General features: G+C 43.7%; 28 protein-coding genes and 2 riboswitches. Of the genes, 23 read left to right on the top strand and 5 right to left on the bottom strand.

Features of this window, described 5'->3' with window-relative positions; all coding sequences use genetic code 11:
* The first annotated feature begins 15 nt into the window (after positions 1-15).
* The 3 genes from ACXQIQ_RS08670 (at position 16) to ACXQIQ_RS08660 (ending at position 2,087) form a co-directional block, all read left to right on the top strand.
* A complete protein-coding gene (locus ACXQIQ_RS08670) occupies positions 16-792 on the top strand; it encodes a 3-hydroxybutyrate dehydrogenase (RefSeq protein WP_439299163.1) in 777 nt (258 codons plus the stop codon).
* Positions 793-907: 115 nt separating this feature from the next.
* Complete coding sequence (locus ACXQIQ_RS08665; protein ID WP_439299164.1) at positions 908-1,732, top strand: DUF6843 domain-containing protein; 825 nt, start codon at positions 908-910, stop codon at positions 1,730-1,732.
* Positions 1,692-2,087 (top strand): hypothetical protein, encoded by a 396-nt coding sequence (locus ACXQIQ_RS08660; protein ID WP_439299165.1) that lies wholly within the window; start codon positions 1,692-1,694, stop codon positions 2,085-2,087. The genes ACXQIQ_RS08665 and ACXQIQ_RS08660 overlap by 41 nt, the downstream gene beginning before the upstream one ends.
* 85 nt (positions 2,088-2,172) lie before the next feature.
* On the opposite strand, the gene ACXQIQ_RS08655 is transcribed toward ACXQIQ_RS08660, so the two are convergent.
* Positions 2,173-2,436 carry a DUF2524 family protein gene (locus ACXQIQ_RS08655; RefSeq protein ID WP_439299166.1) on the bottom strand — a complete coding sequence of 88 codons (264 nt, stop codon included), beginning with the start codon at positions 2,434-2,436 and terminating at the stop codon, positions 2,173-2,175.
* Positions 2,437-2,610: 174 nt separating this feature from the next.
* Between ACXQIQ_RS08655 and ACXQIQ_RS08650 the strand changes: the two genes are divergently transcribed.
* The 5 genes from ACXQIQ_RS08650 (at position 2,611) to ACXQIQ_RS08630 (ending at position 4,819) form a co-directional block, all read left to right on the top strand.
* Complete coding sequence (locus tag ACXQIQ_RS08650) at positions 2,611-2,802, top strand: YjcZ family sporulation protein (protein ID WP_439299167.1); 192 nt, start codon at positions 2,611-2,613, stop codon at positions 2,800-2,802.
* Positions 2,803-2,953: 151 nt separating this feature from the next.
* Complete coding sequence (locus ACXQIQ_RS08645) at positions 2,954-3,685, top strand: SIR2 family NAD-dependent protein deacylase (protein WP_439299168.1); 732 nt, start codon at positions 2,954-2,956, stop codon at positions 3,683-3,685.
* On the top strand, positions 3,682-3,942 hold the full coding sequence (locus ACXQIQ_RS08640; RefSeq protein WP_439299169.1) for a DUF2164 domain-containing protein: 261 nt from the start codon (positions 3,682-3,684) through the stop codon (positions 3,940-3,942). Before ACXQIQ_RS08645 ends, ACXQIQ_RS08640 begins: the two co-directional genes overlap by 4 nt.
* A 77-nt stretch (positions 3,943-4,019) precedes the next feature.
* A riboswitch (SAM riboswitch) is annotated at positions 4,020-4,119 on the top strand.
* A 100-nt stretch (positions 4,120-4,219) separates the two neighbouring features.
* Positions 4,220-4,381, top strand: a complete 162-nt coding sequence (locus ACXQIQ_RS08635) for a hypothetical protein (RefSeq protein ID WP_439299170.1) — start codon at positions 4,220-4,222, stop codon at positions 4,379-4,381.
* Between the two features lie 9 nt (positions 4,382-4,390).
* On the top strand, positions 4,391-4,819 hold the full coding sequence (locus tag ACXQIQ_RS08630) for a gamma-glutamylcyclotransferase family protein (RefSeq protein ID WP_439299171.1): 429 nt from the start codon (positions 4,391-4,393) through the stop codon (positions 4,817-4,819).
* Here ACXQIQ_RS08630 and ACXQIQ_RS08625 read toward each other — a convergent pair.
* Positions 4,795-5,325 (bottom strand): GNAT family N-acetyltransferase, encoded by a 531-nt coding sequence (locus ACXQIQ_RS08625; RefSeq protein WP_439299172.1) that lies wholly within the window; start codon positions 5,323-5,325, stop codon positions 4,795-4,797. The genes ACXQIQ_RS08630 and ACXQIQ_RS08625 overlap by 25 nt on opposite strands.
* A 267-nt stretch (positions 5,326-5,592) precedes the next feature.
* Between ACXQIQ_RS08625 and ACXQIQ_RS08620 the strand changes: the two genes are divergently transcribed.
* The 6 genes from ACXQIQ_RS08620 (at position 5,593) to ACXQIQ_RS08595 (ending at position 8,764) form a co-directional block, all read left to right on the top strand.
* Positions 5,593-5,847, top strand: coding sequence for a hypothetical protein (locus ACXQIQ_RS08620; RefSeq protein WP_226548183.1), 255 nt, complete (start codon positions 5,593-5,595; stop codon positions 5,845-5,847).
* 111 nt (positions 5,848-5,958) lie between these two features.
* A complete protein-coding gene (locus tag ACXQIQ_RS08615; RefSeq protein WP_439299173.1) occupies positions 5,959-6,510 on the top strand; it encodes a GNAT family N-acetyltransferase in 552 nt (183 codons plus the stop codon).
* A gap of 227 nt (positions 6,511-6,737) precedes the next feature.
* Entirely contained in the window at positions 6,738-7,289 is a 552-nt protein-coding gene (locus tag ACXQIQ_RS08610) for a cysteine hydrolase family protein (protein WP_439299174.1), read from the top strand.
* Between the two features lie 11 nt (positions 7,290-7,300).
* The gene (locus ACXQIQ_RS08605) at positions 7,301-7,681 is read left to right on the top strand and encodes a VOC family protein (RefSeq protein WP_439299175.1); all 381 of its coding nucleotides are present in this window, start codon (positions 7,301-7,303) and stop codon (positions 7,679-7,681) included.
* A gap of 121 nt (positions 7,682-7,802) precedes the next feature.
* Positions 7,803-8,195, top strand: a complete 393-nt coding sequence (locus ACXQIQ_RS08600) for a hypothetical protein (protein WP_439299176.1) — start codon at positions 7,803-7,805, stop codon at positions 8,193-8,195.
* Between the two features lie 14 nt (positions 8,196-8,209).
* Positions 8,210-8,764 carry a GNAT family N-acetyltransferase gene (locus ACXQIQ_RS08595; protein ID WP_439299177.1) on the top strand — a complete coding sequence of 185 codons (555 nt, stop codon included), beginning with the start codon at positions 8,210-8,212 and terminating at the stop codon, positions 8,762-8,764.
* A 19-nt stretch (positions 8,765-8,783) separates the two neighbouring features.
* On the opposite strand, the gene ACXQIQ_RS08590 is transcribed toward ACXQIQ_RS08595, so the two are convergent.
* The 3 genes from ACXQIQ_RS08590 to ACXQIQ_RS08580 form a co-directional block, all read right to left on the bottom strand.
* Positions 8,784-9,752 carry a TIGR03943 family putative permease subunit gene (locus tag ACXQIQ_RS08590; RefSeq protein WP_439299178.1) on the bottom strand — a complete coding sequence of 323 codons (969 nt, stop codon included), beginning with the start codon at positions 9,750-9,752 and terminating at the stop codon, positions 8,784-8,786.
* 4 nt (positions 9,753-9,756) lie between these two features.
* Positions 9,757-10,611, bottom strand: a complete 855-nt coding sequence (locus ACXQIQ_RS08585; RefSeq protein WP_458026097.1) for a permease — start codon at positions 10,609-10,611, stop codon at positions 9,757-9,759.
* Positions 10,612-10,788: 177 nt separating this feature from the next.
* A complete protein-coding gene (locus ACXQIQ_RS08580; protein WP_439299180.1) occupies positions 10,789-11,769 on the bottom strand; it encodes a metal ABC transporter solute-binding protein, Zn/Mn family in 981 nt (326 codons plus the stop codon).
* A 171-nt stretch (positions 11,770-11,940) separates the two neighbouring features.
* Here ACXQIQ_RS08580 and ACXQIQ_RS08575 point away from each other — a divergent pair, with 171 nt between their 5' ends.
* The 9 genes from ACXQIQ_RS08575 to ACXQIQ_RS08535 all read left to right on the top strand — a co-directional run bounded on the left by ACXQIQ_RS08575 (position 11,941) and on the right by ACXQIQ_RS08535 (position 18,535).
* Entirely contained in the window at positions 11,941-12,426 is a 486-nt protein-coding gene (locus tag ACXQIQ_RS08575) for a DinB family protein (protein ID WP_439299181.1), read from the top strand.
* Between the two features lie 145 nt (positions 12,427-12,571).
* The gene (locus ACXQIQ_RS08570; RefSeq protein ID WP_439299182.1) at positions 12,572-12,721 is read left to right on the top strand and encodes a hypothetical protein; all 150 of its coding nucleotides are present in this window, start codon (positions 12,572-12,574) and stop codon (positions 12,719-12,721) included.
* Positions 12,722-12,826: 105 nt separating this feature from the next.
* On the top strand, positions 12,827-13,192 hold the full coding sequence (locus tag ACXQIQ_RS08565; RefSeq protein WP_439299183.1) for a hypothetical protein: 366 nt from the start codon (positions 12,827-12,829) through the stop codon (positions 13,190-13,192).
* A 48-nt stretch (positions 13,193-13,240) separates the two neighbouring features.
* Positions 13,241-13,333: riboswitch (guanidine-I (ykkC/yxkD leader) on the top strand.
* Positions 13,334-13,396: 63 nt separating this feature from the next.
* Positions 13,397-13,711 (top strand): quaternary ammonium compound efflux SMR transporter SugE, encoded by a 315-nt coding sequence (gene sugE, locus ACXQIQ_RS08560; protein WP_439299184.1) that lies wholly within the window; start codon positions 13,397-13,399, stop codon positions 13,709-13,711.
* A gap of 364 nt (positions 13,712-14,075) precedes the next feature.
* Positions 14,076-14,834, top strand: coding sequence for an IclR family transcriptional regulator (locus tag ACXQIQ_RS08555; protein WP_439299185.1), 759 nt, complete (start codon positions 14,076-14,078; stop codon positions 14,832-14,834).
* Positions 14,835-14,848: 14 nt separating this feature from the next.
* Positions 14,849-15,562 (top strand): 5-oxoprolinase subunit PxpB, encoded by a 714-nt coding sequence (gene pxpB, locus ACXQIQ_RS08550; protein ID WP_439299186.1) that lies wholly within the window; start codon positions 14,849-14,851, stop codon positions 15,560-15,562.
* Positions 15,559-16,569, top strand: a complete 1,011-nt coding sequence (locus tag ACXQIQ_RS08545) for a 5-oxoprolinase subunit C family protein (protein ID WP_439299187.1) — start codon at positions 15,559-15,561, stop codon at positions 16,567-16,569. Before pxpB ends, ACXQIQ_RS08545 begins: the two co-directional genes overlap by 4 nt.
* Complete coding sequence (locus ACXQIQ_RS08540) at positions 16,566-17,336, top strand: LamB/YcsF family protein (protein WP_439299188.1); 771 nt, start codon at positions 16,566-16,568, stop codon at positions 17,334-17,336. The genes ACXQIQ_RS08545 and ACXQIQ_RS08540 overlap by 4 nt, the downstream gene beginning before the upstream one ends.
* An 11-nt stretch (positions 17,337-17,347) precedes the next feature.
* Entirely contained in the window at positions 17,348-18,535 is a 1,188-nt protein-coding gene (locus tag ACXQIQ_RS08535; protein ID WP_439299189.1) for an NRAMP family divalent metal transporter, read from the top strand.
* Positions 18,536-18,538 lie beyond the last annotated feature (3 nt).

The following is an 18,538-nucleotide window of genomic DNA, read 5'->3' as shown; positions in this document are numbered from 1 at the left end:
TGAGGAGGTTTCATTGTGGTTCAAGATAAAGTCGTATATATTACAGGAGCAGCTAGTGGTATCGGAAATGAGCTCGCAAGGTCCTTCGCCGAACAAGGAGCAAAAGTTGTCCTGACGGATTTGAATGAAGATGGCGTATCAGGAGCAGCGAAAGAATTGACCAATGAAGGATACGATGCGCTAGGCTTGAAGTGTGATGTGACGAATGAAGAGGAAGTGAAGTCCTCGATCGAGAAAACCGTCGAGCATTACGGCAGACTGGATATTCTCGTCAATAACGCAGGTCTTCAATACATTTCTTCTGTTGAGGAATTTCCGACCGAGAAGTTCGAGCTGTTGACACGGGTCATGCTGGTTGCGCCGTTCATCGCAACGAAACATGTCCTCCCTTATATGAAGAAACAAGGCTTCGGACGGATATTGAACATGTCTTCTATCAATGGGTTGGTTGGTTTCGCAGGAAAAGCTGCTTACAACAGCGCGAAGCACGGGGTGATCGGTTTGACGAAAGTCACCGCGTTGGAAGCTGCGGAACATGGCGTAACCGTCAATGCCATCTGTCCGGGATACATTGATACGCCACTCGTCCAAAATCAATTGGATGACTTGGCCAAAAACCGTGGAGTAACAAAAGAACAAGTGATGGAGGAAGTCATTTATCCACTTGTCCCTCAAAAACGTTTGTTATCGGTAAAAGAAATCGCAGACTATACGCTGTTCCTAGCAAGTGAACAAGCTAAAGGGATCACAGGGCAAGCCGTCGTCATCGACGGAGGCTACACCGCCCAATAATGATATGTACCAGGCACCGTTCAGAAGTCGTTGCAGCGCAACGCTTCCAGATCGGTGCCTGGTACTTTTTACTATGGTAGAATAAGGTTGAAATGAATGGTTTAGGGGTGGTTGTATGGGGGCGATTTTCCTATGGCGTAAAATACTTGCTGGCTTATTTACGGGGATAGTAGTCACGTTGATTTTTGTTGCAGAGGGGTTATTTAACGGCGATGTCAGTGTACTTATGGTGGGACTCATTGTTTTGTTTTTTGTCCTCCTTACAATTGGACTGTACGGAGTGCCTGTATCTATCCTTGCAGAAGTTATATTGCCCGAAAAGGTGAAATACAGATGGCTGTACGCCCTCTTAATACATGTGGGATTTGTTATTGTGCCGTTGTTGATTTTTAAGATGATAGAGCCGAGGACACATATTCTTTATATTCTGTTGCTAGTTAGCACGATTGCAGCTGTTTTCTGGGGAATGGATGAACTGCTCAAAAGATGGATGCCTTTTCTGAATCGTGTGCCTGATCGGAAAACGAAGATGATCAGTGGAATCGTAAGCTCTATCTTAATCCTAAGCTCCTTAGGGTGGTTCGGTTTTAGTGATCAAATCGGATTCGTAAGTGGTAATCCGCCTTTGACGAAATATTATGTACCTGAAGATCATAAAGGTTGGCTGTACGTCTTTTACGACCGGCCTGGTAAACCAGCGTTGGAAAAAGAAGGTGATTTCAGAGTCATCCAATTCAATGAAAAAGGAGTAGCTTGGACTTCTACTGAATTTGAAGGGGCTTCCCTTTTGGACAATGAGTATTTTTTTGTTAGTGAGAGTGGCGAAAAAAAGACCATTCCAAAAGAGAGGATTCACTTTGGCCCGATATCTGGTTTTTCTTCTACCGAATTAGGCGATTATGAAACGATTGAACGAATTCAATCAAAATCGGGATCCTGATTATACGAAATTCATACCGAAACCAGATCCTGCTCGGGCAGATTATGACATTCTCATCCCTGTAGGCTATACGGGTTGGGTCAAAATCCACACATCTTCTGAATCGAATGAGCTTCCAGAGAGGAGCATCAAGGTGAAGGAGAACGGAGAAGCGGTGTTTCCTTATGAGGGCATCACTTTACTCACGGAGTATGATCATTTCTATTACATAAGCAATACCGAAAAGAAAAAAATTCCGAAAGAACATATATCCGAAATTTATAACTTCCCAGAACTGATTGTCTTCCACGTCGGTCCTCGTAAACCCGAGGAACCTTTCCCTTATCACGAGTATTTAAAGGAAAAGAAAGAATAGACAGTACCAGGCACCGTTCAGAAGTCGTTGCAGCGCAACGCTTCCAGATCGGTGCCTGGTACTATTTCGTTGGGTGCTTTTTCATTTATTCGTTGATGATCATATCGCTTTGGAGCTGCAGGATTTGTGCCATTATGCGCTGTATTTCTTCTCTTTGTTGTGGTGTGGCACTGTTGGATACTTTTTGCAGATCGAGATACGCTTCTTCCAGCTGCTGTTGGGCACTGGAATAGATGGCTGCATCAATTTGTGGTTCTTGCCTATTGTAAAGTTCATTCTGTTCGGTTGCATGGTCGATGACTTGTTTCGCACGGTTCAGAAACATCTCTAACGATTCATGTTCTGTCATGTAAGGGTATCCTCCTCTGGTTGTTGTACATATAGTGTGGTAAAGCACCACAAATTTTATGTGTCACGGACGTTGGACACTAGCATAATTTTTTCGACCTCCATATTTGTCCCTATCGAGAGTTTTTATTAGTACATACAGTAATAGTGAATAGAAGAAAAGGAGGCTGAAAAGATGAGTGATGGATGTAAGAAAAAAGGCCACGGCAAAAGCTTCACGTTAATCGTTGTATTGTTCATCCTGCTAATTATCGTTGGCTGTGCATGTACGAGTGGATATGGTAGCTACGGCGGCGGCGGTTATGGATATGGCGGCTGCGGATGCGACGACTATGGATATGGCGGCGGCGGATATAGCTGGTATTAATAAAGGTTGGACAGATGGGGGGGAATGACCACCATCTGTTTTCAATTGAAAATGATTGAAACAAGGGTTAACCTGTTGCATCAGGTTAGCCTTTTTATCATATATGCTATAATGGAACCATTTCCAGATGTCCAAAACAGGAGGATCATTCATGGACCAACCGAAGATTGACCTTTTAGCAGAATGGATGAAAGAATCCCGTCGTACGGTCATTTTGACTGGAGCAGGCATGTCCACCGAAAGCGGCATTCCCGATTTCCGTTCCAAAGAGGGTTGGTGGAAAAAGATCGATCCGATGACGGTATCAACGGTTGATGCGCTAGAACATCAATACGATCTTTTCCATGGGTTTTACAGCTTGAGGTTATCCGATTTGAAAAAATGCGAGCCTCACAAAGGGCATGATGCGTTGGCCGATTTGGAAAAAGAGGGTCATGTTTCTGCAGTCGTCACCCAGAATGTCGATGGATTCCATCAGCAGTCTGGAAGCGGTACAGTTCATGAACTGCATGGGTCCCTTCGGAAGATCTTCTGCCATGAATGTGGAGCTCGAGCAGATGAAGCTGCCTTTATGGAACGAGAGTCTTGTTCGGATTGCGAAGGTCATCTCCGTCCGAAGATCATCCTGTTCGGGGAAATGTTGCCGCAAGATGTATGGGGCCGTGCGATACAAGACATTGAAGAATCAGATCTGTTGATTGTGATTGGATCGAGTCTACAAGTCGCTCCAGCAAATGAATTACCTTTTCTATCGGATGGAAAAAAGGTCATCATCAATCAAGAAGAGACGTACTTACATAACCAATTTGACCTGCAGATTGAAGGGAAAGCAGGCGAAGTTTTGCAATTGATTCGAGATAAAGTATTGGAGGGGACAGTATGATGGTCATTGAAATACCGAAAGAAGAGCGAGAACAGTTGGTGAAAAACATCCAAGGTTATTTCATGGATGAGAGAGGGGAAGAAATCGGCGATTTGGCTGCAGGGTTGATGCTGGATTTCTTTTTGAAGGAAGCCGGTCCATACGCCTATAACAAGGGCGTGAAGGATGCAAAGAAACTCCTTCAGGATAAGATGATGAACATGGAAGAGGATTTGGATGCTCTGAAGAAACCGATCCACTTGCACGATCGTTATTGAACTTTTCTCGAATCTTCAGAAAAATCCCGTTGACATTCCATTTCTTCCGTCATATAATGGCGTCAAATTTCATAAACAAATTATCAAGAGTGGACGAAAGAACTGGCTTGAAGACTCCACAGCAACCTGCTTTTGAAAGGTGCTCCAACCAGCAAAGGCAACTTTGAGTGATAAGGGTCATCGTTCGAACTCTTTTTGCATCAAAGCAGAAGGAGTTTTTGTTTTTTCGCAAAATAGACGGTGTTTCCTATGTGAATCCGATCGAGGAGGAATGGAAATGGTGAAAAAGGGATGGAATGAAGAGACGAACGCCTTGCCAAATGACCAAGAGCATATTCGCGCGATGAGTGATGAAGAGATTAAAGCTTTTCATAGGAAAACCTACGAAAAATACATTCGGAGTTATGTACGTGAGAGAAAACGTATTCGGAGGAAGTAGAGGGATGGCATGATTGATTCTGTGCGTCATTTAGTTTTTGTATATGGCACGCTTCGAAAAGGGGCAAGTAATCATCACGTATTAAATGGAGCCCGTTGTGTGGCAGAAAACGCCTGGATTAAAGGGACCTTGTATGATACAGGTCTTGGATATCCGGCATTGAGTTTATCGCCTCATGGCAAAGTGCATGGTGAAATCTTTGAAGTGGATGATATCGGTCTCCAAACCCTTGATCAATTGGAGGGTTTTGTAGCAGACCGCGAAAGCAACTTGTATGAGCGGATGGTCCAAAAGGTGACGACAAGGGATGGACTTTTGGACACTTACATCTATACCGTCGACCACAATCTCTCTATTTGTCAAAAATGCATTCCATCAGGTGACTGGATACAGTGGGTGAAAAGGCTTGAGAATCAAGATACATCTGTTTCTTCTTGAACAGCTTCCGAATGAATAGAATACACATCAATTGACCGATTCCATTTCTGGATTCGGTTTTCCTTTTGCATGCCGATTCGTTTGGCGACCGCAACCGATGGTCCGTTTGCAGGATCGATCAGTGAGATCATCTTAGGAAATTTACATGTCTCGAAACCATATTGGAGGCAGGCTTTCGCTGCTTCGGTGGCGTAGCCCTTCCCCCAATGCTCACGGACGAGCAAATAGCCGATCTCCATTTGTATTTTTCCGTCCACTTTTTGAGGTACAATACCGCATTGACCGATGAATGTGCCGGAGTCCAGAAGCTCGACTGCCCATAAGCCGACGTTGAACGCATCATAGTTATTGTGGTTCCAAACTATCCATTCTTTTGCTTCCTGCTCTGACTTCGTACTCGGATAATGCTCCATGGCGATTGGATCTTCGAAGATCTTCATCAAGTTCACCACATCCGATTCCCTGAGAGCCCTCAAACGCAACCGCTCTGTTACCAATTCGAACATACGGAACCCTCCTGACACATTACTTCCTATTAGTTCCCCTACCATCATAGTATGGGAGCCATGCCTAAAACAATCCAAGTGCCAGGTACCGTTTTCAAACCCTTGGTAGGACAGGGTTCATAAACGGTACCTGGCACCTCCAACAAACGCTGCTGTGACAGGCTTCGTTGAAAGTACCTGGCACGGACTAAAAAAGATTCATTTTCAGCTGGATCTTTCCATAAATTAGAGTATGCTCGCGAAAAGTACTAGCTGGGAGGGGACGCTTTGAAGAGTGAAGAGGCGCGTTTAAGGGACATTCAAGCGATGGCTTATCATGTGATGGATGACCTCCACCTGAATGAGACATCCAGAAGTGAGAAGGATTTGAGGGCTGCATTGGACCATATGGCCAGAGCGGTAGGAATGCTGTCTGATCCAGATCGAAATGTAACACTGAACTATGTGGAAGAGAAGGTGACGCTCGCCTATCAACTCGTCGTTAAGAAAAAGAAATCGAAAAAAAGGATTAAAGTCCAGTAATCCAGAAATAGAATAGGCACGACATAAACAAGTATGTAAGGGAATGCCCCTTCATACTTGTTTTAATTAGCTATCATCAAGATAGAGTCAACCACGAAAGCGGGGAAGATCATGCAACTGAACTTATCTGTAGAAACAGAACGATTAATAATAAGGCCTTTTGAAAAAGAAGACTATTCCAACTGGCTGCATCAGCATGAAGAGCGGTTGCCGTCACAACATAAATATGACCAGGGAAAAACGGACATGAGCGAATGTACCGAAGTTTGGTTTCATCAATTGGTCGAAAGGCATCATGACATGATAAAAGAGGATGATTGTTACATATTCGGAGTTTTTGATAAAGAGTCTGGTGAGCACATCGGCACGATCGATATTTCCACTCTGTTGCGATACGACTTCCAATGGGGGCGGATAGGATATACGCTCCACAATCATTTCTGGCGGAAAGGGTTCGGGAAGGAAGCGGTGCAGGCAGCTCTGGATCTTGCTTTTGAAAAACTCGATTTTCACCGAATAGAGGCACATATCAATCTGGATAACGATGCGTCTATTCAATTAGCGAAAAGTGTCGGTATGGCATTCGAATGCGTACGGAAGGGATTCATCTATGAATTCGAAGAATGGACGGATAATCTTGTTTACTTTATCAATGCCGAATGAACAAAAATAGGGACTGGCTAGGGAAAGCCAGTCCAATGTAAGGGGAGGTAGGATAATCTGTTTAGGGGGAACCAGAAATTTTCACTTCAAAGGAACCTCCTACTAATATAGACGAAAGAATTTGAAAAAGGTTGCAGGGAATCGACAAATAATCGCGAAAATCTTATGGTGAGGAAATGCGAACTTACGTTCCGTTGCAATTCTCTATATATGAAGGAGGCTACTACATGACAAAAGAGGCTCTGCTCGTCATTGATGTTCAGAAAGCTGTCATGGAAAACAGTCATCAGGAATTGCGGACCATCGACAGAATCAATCAGTTGATCAAACGTGCTAGACAGAACGACATAGACGTCATTTATGTTCAGCATGAATACCCGATTGGTCCGATGAAGCGTGGAGAGCCCAATTGGCAGCTTCATGACAAGCTGGAAAAGCCGATAGAGGCAGAAACGATCATCCACAAGACGTTGCCTAATGCTTTTTCAGACACCAAATTGAAAGATGTATTGACCACCAGGAATATCAATCATCTCTACATTTGTGGAGCACAAACCGACTTTTGCGTCGATTCATCTTGCAGAGGTGCATTTGACCACCATCTGGATGTGACGTTGGTGAAAGATGCCCACACGACAACGGACAAAGATCATATGACAGCTGAAGAAATCATCAACCATGTCCATCATACGCTTGAAAACTTCTGGAGTCCGAAAGCGACGTTATCGTTACTCCAAACGAGTGAAATCCATTGGATGAACAAGCCGATTACCCATTAAGGAGGACAATGATGAAAATTACGAAAAGCCCGATCAATAGAGTAGGAACACCTTTTATTCATGTGAAGGACCTTCAAAAGACTGCAAACTGGTATGCAGACCTATTAGGAAAGAAGACCCCGGACGTCAACCCGGAACATCCTGTTCATTACTTTGAATTGGAAGACGGAGGCGGCATCCTGTTGGATGATGACCGAAACAACGCACCAGGAACAGAAGCTTCTGTCATGCTCCATACAGATAATATTGATAAAGCCTATCAATTTGTAAAAGAAAAAGGCGGCCAAATCGTCCGTGAAATTGAAAGGCATCCAGATGTCTCATTTTTTAACTTCAAGGATCCAGAAGGTAATGTTCTGATGATCTGTGAGCAACACGAAGCTGGAAAATAGGAATCCTGATTTGTGCGGGAATTGTCTTATGTAGGCAATTCCCTTTTTATGTGGAATTATGGTAGTATACGTACAGATATTACATAGAAGGCAGGGATGATCCATTAACAAGAAGTTGATCATGATTTTCGTAAGTGCATTCCTCACTGGGGTTTTGCTGGTCGTTTTAACCTCTTACTTAATCAAGACTCCTGAGGAACAAGCGAACGAATTCATAGAAGAATTGAAGGCAGGCACAATCAGTGATGATTCTGTCGAAAATAAAAGAGAAGAGCTTGAAGCGTTCATCAAGTTTCCGGAGACAAAAGAACTTGACCAAACCCGTATGATTATCGACTCCGCAGAAGATGTTGATAATGGCTACGAGGTGAGAGCGCGTTTCCAGGCTTATGAGTATAAAGATGAGGGTTCCGAAGTGATTGAGTCTTATGATGGGGATTTGTACATCATCATGAAGAAAGTCGGCTTTCGAGACTGGGACATCATCGATGTAAGAATCAATCCATACGAGTAACAGGGGAGGATCAAATGTTCATTTTTCCAATAGAAGAAGGCTTATCTCTTAAACTGTTAGAAAAGAGGGACGCGCCACAGTTATTCGCGCTTGTGGATGGTTCCCGTCCTTATCTAAGAGAGTGGCTTCCGTGGGTAGACAACATGAAGACAGAAGAGGATTATGAACCGGTCATTGATATGTGGTTGAAGCAGTATGCTGAAGATAATGGCTTTCAAGCGGGGATCCTTTATGAAGGAAAGATTGTTGGAATGGTCGGATTTCATTACATTGACCATGCAAGTAAGAAGACTTCCATCGGTTATTGGCTGGCTGAAAAATACCAGGGTAAAGGGATCATGACCAAAGCGGTGGAAGTGTTAGTGGACTACGCCTTCAACACATTTCACTTGAACCGTGTTGAAATCCAATGTGGAACGGAAAATCGCAAGAGTGTAGCAATCCCTGAACGGCTTGGTTTCGTAAAAGAAGGTACGATACGAGATGCAGAATACTTGTATGACCATTATCATGATTGCTATCTATACAGCATGTTGAAACGAGATTATAAGAAAATGCAAAGAAGCTGACCAATTACGGTCAGCTTTTTTAATTGAATATCCCCAAATCCTGATATACATATGGGGTGTCCGGCTTTTTAATTTGTTTAATTTCACTCACTTCAATGGAAGGGATACGAGCATCTCCATACGTTGTTTGAGAGATCGTGCCAGTCACCTTCACCCAGCTATCTGTTTCAATCTCACCTAAGTCGTGACCCTCAGCCATCATACCGATTACAGAGGTGTCTGCTGAACAACAGCTCATCAGGAATCGAGCTACGACGAGCTGATTTTGTTCCATGCCTTCCTCGCGATACACGAACCCTTTGATTTCAATTTCTTTCCCTTCGAACCGGTCTGAGAAAATGGCAATAGAATCGACGAGGTCCGCGTAATTGTCGTCATTGACCTTGATCTTTTCTCGATCATCATATTTCTCAGCAATTTCTAAGTAATATTCATCGTAATCAAAAACCGCATCACTATCGGCTGATCCAGTGGTTGAACTGTCTTCTGAATCATCTGCATATTTCTCTTCCAGCTCTGCCATATACTTTTCCGGATCTTCCAGATAAGCATCTGCATTCGGTGTATCACTATCTGATTGTGTTTTTTCGGAAGGCTTGTCTGTTTTTGATGCAGAAGCCTTCATCCCGATCGTCCCGTTAAGCGATACCCCTTTCTTTTCGGCCATGGCACTATCCAATACTTTATCTGGGAACACAAACCCGGTCATTAACGGCAGTAGAAACAAGAAATACACAGAGAATCGCATGAACGGTTTGCTCGTATCGGCATGATCATGACCACAAAGACAATGTTCCTCTGAATCCTCGGATCGGAACATTTGGACGACACCTAAAACAAAAAACGTTCCTGCTGCAAAGTAAATGAACTTCATCATTTGCGGGGCGATATAATATTGGATTTTCCCACTGTAGATAAATGAACATAACAGAAAAGCAAACCCGAACAGAATGATCGCTCGCAAATTGATATAGAATTGGTTATTCAACAGCTCAACCTCCGATCAATAGTTGGAAAATGAAGATAGCGATGAACACTGTGCCCGTTATGACACCCATGAGCACCAATACGAATTTCTTTTTGAAATAGGCAAGAAGCATCATTGTATTCTTGATATCCAGCATCGGTCCATAAACGAGAAATGCGACAATCGATGCTGTACTGAAAGTCGATTGGAAGGTTACCGCAACAAATGCATCTGCTTCAGAACAGAGTGATACAAGATAAGCGAAAGCCATCATCACTAAAGTAGACGACCACACTTCCGAACCGATCGCGGCGATGACATCCCGGCTGACGAAAGCCTGGAATGAACTGGCTAACAGTGCTCCGAGCAAGAGGAATTTTCCTGTGTCGAAGAATTCATCCGTCATATGATACATCGTCAGCTTCCATTTAGAAGCGGGTTGTTCGTTATTATGTGAATGATTGTGTTCATGGTCGTGGTTCGACCTCTTTAACATATCACGATTCTTGTAGAGTGCGTAGATGATTCCTCCAATCAATATTGCCAAAATGAAACCCAGTCCCATTCTTGCATATAAGACCGTCAAATCAGAGCGGAATGCATAATAGGTTGATAGAAATACAATTGGATTCAAGATCGGTGCACCGACAAGAAAGACGATACCGATATGTAGCGGCATCCCTTTTTTGATCAATCTACGAACGACTGGTATGATGGCACACTCACAAACTGGGAAAAGTGCAGCCATAACTGCTGCGGGAAATAATGCGAGATACCCTTTTTTAGGAGTGAACCGCCTGATCGTCTCTTCTGAAACGAAAGATTGAATCAGAGCGGATACGAACACACCTAATAATAGAAAAGGGAAGGCCTCCAGCACGATACTCAAGAAAATGGTATTCAAGTCTACTAGTGTCGTAGGAATTGAAGAAGGTACCGTAGAACTTTTAATTTCGTCAACAAAGAAAAATCCAAACAAGAATAAAAAGAACAAGAGAAAAAGGATTACATTTTCGCGTATATTATGTTGGGGCATATTCATTCACATCACTTTATTTTAATGGCTCAAAGCTTTTTGTAAAGTTGAAATGTTCCGTTCCATCAAAGAAAAATAATCTTCATTATTCTCAACATCTTTTTCGGTCAGAACTGATAAATTATGAAGGTACAAAATATCGAGATTCAGTTGCTTCTTGATCGTTTCAGCTGGTTTTGTGCTGACATTCTGTTCGAATAGAATGTATTGTATATCATGCGCACGCGTTTCTTCTATGATCTTTTTGATTTGTTTTTGAGTCGGTTCATTTGTCGGCGACAGACCAGAAACACTGATTTGTTCAATACCGTATCGGTGCTCCCAGTAACCATAGGCCGCATGAGATACCAATATTTCTTTTCTATCCGCCTGCTCGACCATTTGCTTATAAGATCGGTCAAGCTCTTCAAGTTTTTGCTTCAAATCAAGGAAGTTGCGCTCGAACTCTTCCTTCGCCTCAGGTTTTGCTTTAATCAGCTCAGACTTGATATGGTCAGCTAGATCAATTGCTAAGATTGGGTCGAGCCATACATGAGGGTCCACATCTCCATGATCATCACGATGTTCATCCGTTTGTTGGGCTTCTTCGTCCCCGTGGTCGTGGTGTTCATGGTCATGAGTGGTTTGAAAAACCTCGAAAGTCACACCTTCAGATGCTTCAATGACTTCAACTTCTCCATCCTTCAATGTTTTAGCTGCAGATTCTGCAAATCCTTCCAAACCTGCTCCCATGTAAATGAATAGATCGCTATCTGCTAGATCGATCATCGTCTTTGGTGTAGGTTCGAAGGTATGGGCATCTGCCCCGGGTGGGAGGATACTATCCACTTCAACGTGGGAGCCTCCGATTTTTTTAGTGAAATCGGCTAACGGGTAAAGAGTGGCCATGATCTCCAATTTTTCAATGGAGCCATTAGCGTCCGTTGTTGTTGCGGATTTATTCTGGCCGCAAGCTGCGACTAATAGCAAACTGGTTAGTATGAATAGCATTTTTTTAAACATTTTTTATCCCCCTAAAGAATCAATACACAAAACAGTATATCGTAACGATTACGATTTGAGAACCGTAATAATTACGATTTATATAAAAAACGAGAAACCATAAATTTCACTATTAAATCATAGGATTTTAGGGAAAGGGATATATAACAAACATTTTATGGAGGAGGAACCATGACAAAAACAGAAATTGCACTTCGATTTGTCCGTTTCAGTCAGTGGGTTCAAAGTTTGGAGTCTCTTAGTGAAGAGGAATGGTTAAAGCCTTTAAAACCAGGTAAATGGTCAGTTGCGGAAATTATCGCTCATCTTACTTATTGGGATCGGTATTTTTTGAAGGAAAGATATCCGAGGATGAAAGCGGGAGCAAGATTGCCGCGGTCCATTGACGTGGATGTGATGAACCAAAGAGCTTCTTTATACGCGAAGAGCGGCGTGGCGAAAGAAGAGCTCATCAAAGAATTTCTTGAAACGAGAGACTTGATTGTCAAGGCAATCAATGCCAGGTCGGAAGAAGAAATGGATATGGTTTTCTATAATCGTGGGCACAAGGAAACGCTTCGAGATTACTTAATCAACCTATGTGAGCATGACCGGCACCATAAACAACAGATTGATGATTTCCTCAATCAGCAATGGGAAGTTGAAAAGATGAATTAGCAGATAAGCATGTGGTGATCCCATATGCTTATTTTTTTATGTAAGGAATCTATTACTTCATTCACGATTCTTCACTAAACGAAACCTTCTTTATAATCAAACGTACGTAAAGATAAAGTTGATCAAACGGACGGAGAGATGTAAAGTGAGCAAAAACCGGAAGAAAAGGAAAGAAGAAGGATTCCTAAGCTGGCTGAAGGATGAAATCCGTGACTTCATATTCGGTTCGATCTTATTCCGAATCATATTATTTATTCCCAGAATGATCATCCGTCTGTTCAAAGAGTTCATTTAAAGGAAAGGATGTTTCCCGATCATAAAATGGAAGTTGTTTTCGATTATAGGTGTGCTGATTCTGACTGGCTGTTTAACCGAAACCTCCTCGGATGGATCGATTGAAATGCCAACATTTCTACCTTTTGAAACATTTGAAGAGTCGGAACTAGAGGAAACCGAATGGCCGGAGGGTGAAGGTCAAACCGTATACACCGTCACCTATTCCAATACAAACGATCAGAAAGAAGAGATTGAATACATAGTGGCTGGATTCAATCGCTTTTTCAACAAAATAGAAGAAGATCCAAGCTATGAAAAAGTTGAATTAGCAGACGGAAGTAATGCTTTATATAAAATGACGGATTTCCCATCTGCTGAATTACATTGGTTTAAAGATGGAACAGAATACAATCTTCATTACACTTTTTTCACAAAAGATGAAGAAACCATCAAAACTGAGCTAATCAAGGTGGCAAATTCAATTCAATAATTTGACAGGAAATCGCCGATGTGCCAAAATGGAATGAAAATTTGAAAATGAAAAGGTTTCTAGGGTTCCGCATGTCATGGTCTGGTCCAAGAGAAACCGCACATATGGATGTGTACACGGAGGGACAAAAGCCCGGGAGGATATCTAACCGATATTTTCCCGGGCTTTTATGATTCAATCTTACCGAAAGAGAGGAAAAGCAACATGGCTTGGATTTATTTAGTTATTGCCGGAATATTTGAGGTGGTTTGGGCAGTTGGATTGAAGTATACGCAAGGATTTACAAAACTGTATCCATCACTGATCACAGGAATTGGAATGATCATCAGTTTTTACTTCCTTTCCATGGCGATCAAGGAACTCCCGATGGGCACGGCTTATGCGATTTGGACAGGAATAGGTGCTTTGGGGACCGTGTTGCTAGGCATCATCTTGTTCCAAGAACCATACAATATCATGCGCCTTCTATTCTTATCGATGATCTTCTTTGGAATCATCGGTTTGAAAGTGACATCTTAAAAGTAAGCTCGTAGAGCGGAAATCAACTACTTTAAAAGAAAACTTGGCGAGACCAAGACTTTTGTAGGTCGAGCCTTAGTTGCCCTTATACTTTCTTCAAGTGCAAGAGCATCAAAGTATGCGAAGTAAGCAGATCCTATCAGGGTCTGCTTTTTGTGTACCAAGGACATATCGCCTGAAAAAACCGTCATAATGTTTTTAGACAAAATGGAGTAGATGATAGGGCTGGCAAAATGGGTATGGATAATATATACATTGAAAAGTTGCACAATTCCGACTAGACTAATATGTAAGCGTTTTAAAAAAACGGAACAACTATTCCGAATATCGGAACAAATGGTTTTAAGAACAGAGCAGGTGGAATATGAGAGAGAAAAATAGCACTGTCATCAAAGCGATGACGATCCTTGAAATATTTAAACAACATCATACATTATCATTGCAAAAGCTCGTCACTTTAACCGGTTCCCCGAAAACGACCATTTATCGAATGGTGTTGTCGCTTGAGGAAACCGGATTTCTAAGAAGAAACGCATCTGGTGAGTATGAACTTGGCTTCGCTTTCCTCGAATACGGTCAACTCGTAAAGTCGAGGTTGGATGTCAGAAGAACGGCTTATCCAATCATGCAACGGTTGAAAAATGAGCTTGGAGAAGCAGTCAACCTGATCGTGCGGGAAGGGCACGAAGCGATTTACGTAGAGAAGGTGGAAACCGACAAACCTGTTAGGGTGTACACAGGTATCGGGAAGACAGCTCCCCTATATGCAGGAGCGTGTCCGCGCATCCTTTTAGCGTATATGCCTGAGTCGGAAAGAGCCGAATATCTAGAGCACGTAGATCTTGTGCCGATCGCATCAGGTACGGTCACTGATCGAGATGCATTGGAACACATTTTACAAGAATCCAAACAAAATGGATTCACGATCAGCCATTCGGAATTACATGATGATTCATCAGCGATCGGAGCTCCTATATTTGATTATGAAGGTGAAGTCTATGCTGCAATCAGCATCGTCGGTCCAGAAAGACGCTTCCGGAACTCGGACTCGCTCCCTCTTTTAATCGAAAAAGTGAAACAAGCTGCTGATGAAATTTCAACATCTTTAGGATGGAATAAATGAACTGAGGTGATCTTTTGAAGTATGAACTAAGTCCGCTTGGTGATTCGGCTGTCATCGTCCAACTCGAAACCGAAATTACGGAGAAGACGCATCATGCGGTTCGGAACCTGACCATCTATTTGGAGAAAAATCCGATCGACGGAATGCTTGATTTCGTACCTGCATTCACGACGGTTACAGTTTACTACGATCCGATAAAAGTATGGACTCGAATGGAGAGCGATGCTTCACCATACGAAGTTATTTGCGACAAGTTGGGTTATATCCTTGAAAATATGAAACGCTCAAAACCGAAAGAGGCGAAAACGGTGGAAATACCGGTTTGTTATGGAGGAGAGTTTGGACCAGACCTTGAGGAGGTTGCGAAACATAATCAACTCACGCCTGATAAGGTGATCGACATTCATTCAAAAGGGGAGTACCTCGTGTACATGCTCGGATTCGCACCTGGTTTCCCATACTTGGGCGGTATGTCTGAACAGATTGCAACTCCCCGTAAAGAAACACCTAGACAAAAGATCCCAGCTGGTTCTGTTGGTATTGCGGGTTCGCAGACCGGGGTGTATCCGATTGAAACTCCAGGCGGCTGGCAACTGATTGGACAAACACCTTCCGCATTATTTGATATCAATCAAGAACCGCCTACGTTGGTCGAAGCCGGTGATAAGATCCGGTTCAAGCCGATCTCCTTATCGGAATTCGAAGCCATGAAGGAGGGGCAGGAATGAAAATCATCAAACCAGGATTACAGACGACCGTCCAGGATGCCGGACGTTACGGTTACCAAAGATATGGCGTTATCGTAAGTGGTGTCATGGATCGACTTGCCCAGAGAATCGGAAACATCCTCGTCGGGAATGACGAAGATGCAGCGGTGCTAGAAATGACGATGAAAGGTCCGGAAATTGAATTTGAAGAAGATACGCTCATCACCGTGACAGGTGGAGACCTTTCACCGACCATCAACGATCAACCGGTTAAACGGTGGAGACCTGTATATGTCAAAGCAGGGTCTAATCTGAAATTCGGTGCATGCAAATCTGGTTGCCGCGCCTATTTGGCAGTCGGTGGTGGAGTCGACGTTCCTGAAGTAATGGGAAGCCGTTCCACATACTTGAGAGCAGAATTCGGTGGTTTTAACGGACGAGCGTTGAAGGAAGGAGATCATCTGACTACCGGAAATCCTTCAGAGCGGTCAAACCAGATTTTCGAACTGTTCAACAATACAGGTGAACCTTTCATGGAATCTGATTGGTCGTCTGCATCGGAATGGAGTCCAGAGATGAGGGATGAGAATGTCATCCGTTTCATTCCTGGCCGGGAATGGACGGATTTTACAGAAGATAGTCACCAGCTTTTTACAGAGACGGAATTCGAGTTGACGCCTCAATCCGACCGGATGGGCTTCCGTTTTAAAGGGGAAAAGTTGAAGCGGACTGATGAACGAGACATGATTTCAGAGGGTGTAGCGTTCGGGACCGTTCAAGTTCCATCGGAAGGGAATCCGATCGTATTGCTCGCTGACCGGCAGACAGCAGGAGGTTACCCGAAGATCGCGCAAATCGCAACGGTCGATTTTTCGAAAGTCGCTCAGCTGAAACCAGGTGAGAAGGTCCGTTTTCAGAAAATCACCCAAAGGGAAGCTGAAAGGTTGATCATTGAACAAGAACAACATCTGCAACAGCTCGAGCAAGGTATTTCGTTGAAACTGCGAGAAGGGAGCGAGATAGGATGAAGACAGTCGATATCAATTGTGATTTAGGAGAGAGCTTCGGAACATATCAAAAAGGTCGTGACGAGGAAATTCTCGATTACGTCACATCGGCGAACATTGCATGCGGGTTCCATGCGGGCGACCCTTCCGTCATGCGCAAAACGGTTCAGATGGCTTTGGAGAAGAAGGTAGGAATCGGTGCGCATCCAGGTCTCCCGGACTTGATGGGATTCGGCAGACGCCCGATGCAGATCACACCGGATGAAGCGTATGATATGGTCGTGTATCAAGTCGGCGCACTTTATGGATTTGTAAAAGCAGAAGGCGGAATCATGCAGCATGTGAAACCGCATGGTGCGTTGTACAATATGGCAGCGAAAGACGATAAACTTGCAGATGCCATCGCAGAAGCGGTCTATCGAGTTCATCCTGAACTGATCCTTTTCGGTCTTTCAGGCAGTGAACTGGTTAAAGCTGGAGATCGGGCTGGACTGAAAACGGCGAATGAAGTGTTTTCAGACCGGACGTATCAGGAAGATGGATCGTTGACCTCAAGGAAACTACCGAACGCACTAATTGAAAAGGAAGAGGACTCTGTCCGACAAGTCGTACGGATGGTGAAGGAAGGGAAAGTGCATTCGCTGCAGGATGTCGATATACCCATTGAAGCAGATACGATTTGTATACACGGAGATGGAATCCATGCTCTTGAATTTGCGCAGACCATCACCAAAGGATTGACATCAGCGGACATCACGATTGAAAGCATCGGACAAATAAAAGGGTAAGGTGGGATTAGATGAAGCAATCGAATCGTAGCATATTACTCGGAGCGGCGTTCCTGATGGCAACGTCCGCCATTGGACCAGGATTTCTGACACAAACGACCTTTTTCACTGAAACACTTATGGCAAGTTTCGGATTTGTCATTTTAGTCTCGATCATCATCGACATCGGGGCACAGTTGAACATTTGGCGGATCATTGCGATATCAGAGCGTAGAACTCAGGACATTGCCAATATGGTGCTACCAGGACTCGGATATTTCGTAGCGTTCCTGATCGTCATCGGTGGTCTTGCCTTTAACATCGGAAATATTGCAGGTGCAGGCTTAGGTTCGAATGTCATCTTAGGAGTGTCTCCAGAGATGGGCGCATTCCTAAGCGGACTCATCGCAATCGGCATTTTCCTATTGCGCGAAGCAAACAAGATCATGGACCGTTTCACGCAGGTGCTCGGATTCCTCATGATCGCTCTGACCGTGTTCGTCATGTTCTCAGCTTCTCCTCCAGTCGGAGAAGCGGTGCAGAAAACGTTCGTACCGGAAACGATCGATATCATCGCAATCATTACGCTCGTAGGAGGAACGGTAGGGGGATACATCACGTTCTCAGGTGGACACAGACTATTGGATGCAGGAGTCAAAGGTAAAGAGTCGTTGCCTGAAGTGACGAAAAGTTCCGTATCTGCGATCGGGATTGCATCGATCATGCGAATCTTCTTATTCCTTGCGACCTTAGGTGTCGTAGCTCAAGGAGTGTCTCTTGATCCGTCGAACCCACCCGCTTCCGTTTTCCAACTAGCGGCAGGGGATATCGGATATAAAATCTTCGGTGTCATCATGTGGTCTGCAGCGATCACATCGGTCATCGGTGCCGCGTATACGTCTGTTTCATTCATCCGTACAATGAACCCGATGCTTGAAAAGTATCACAAGTATTTGATTGTCGCGTTCATCGCGCTATCGACACTCGTTTTCGTATCGATCGGGAAGCCAGTAAAAGTATTGATTCTCGTCGGTGCATTGAACGGATTGATTCTCCCAATTTCACTCGGTGTCATGCTGATTGCGGCACATAAACCGAAAATCGTCGGTTCTTACAAGCACCCTGTTTGGTTGACGGTATTCGGAGGAATCATCGTGGTTGCCATGTCTTACATGGGTGCTGTGACGATGATTGATCAGCTACCGAAGTTATTCCAATAATGG

Source organism: Pseudalkalibacillus sp. Hm43, from assembly GCF_054170705.1.
The sequence above is the reverse complement of the archived record's forward strand: the minus strand, read 5'-3'. Positions and strand labels throughout refer to the sequence as shown.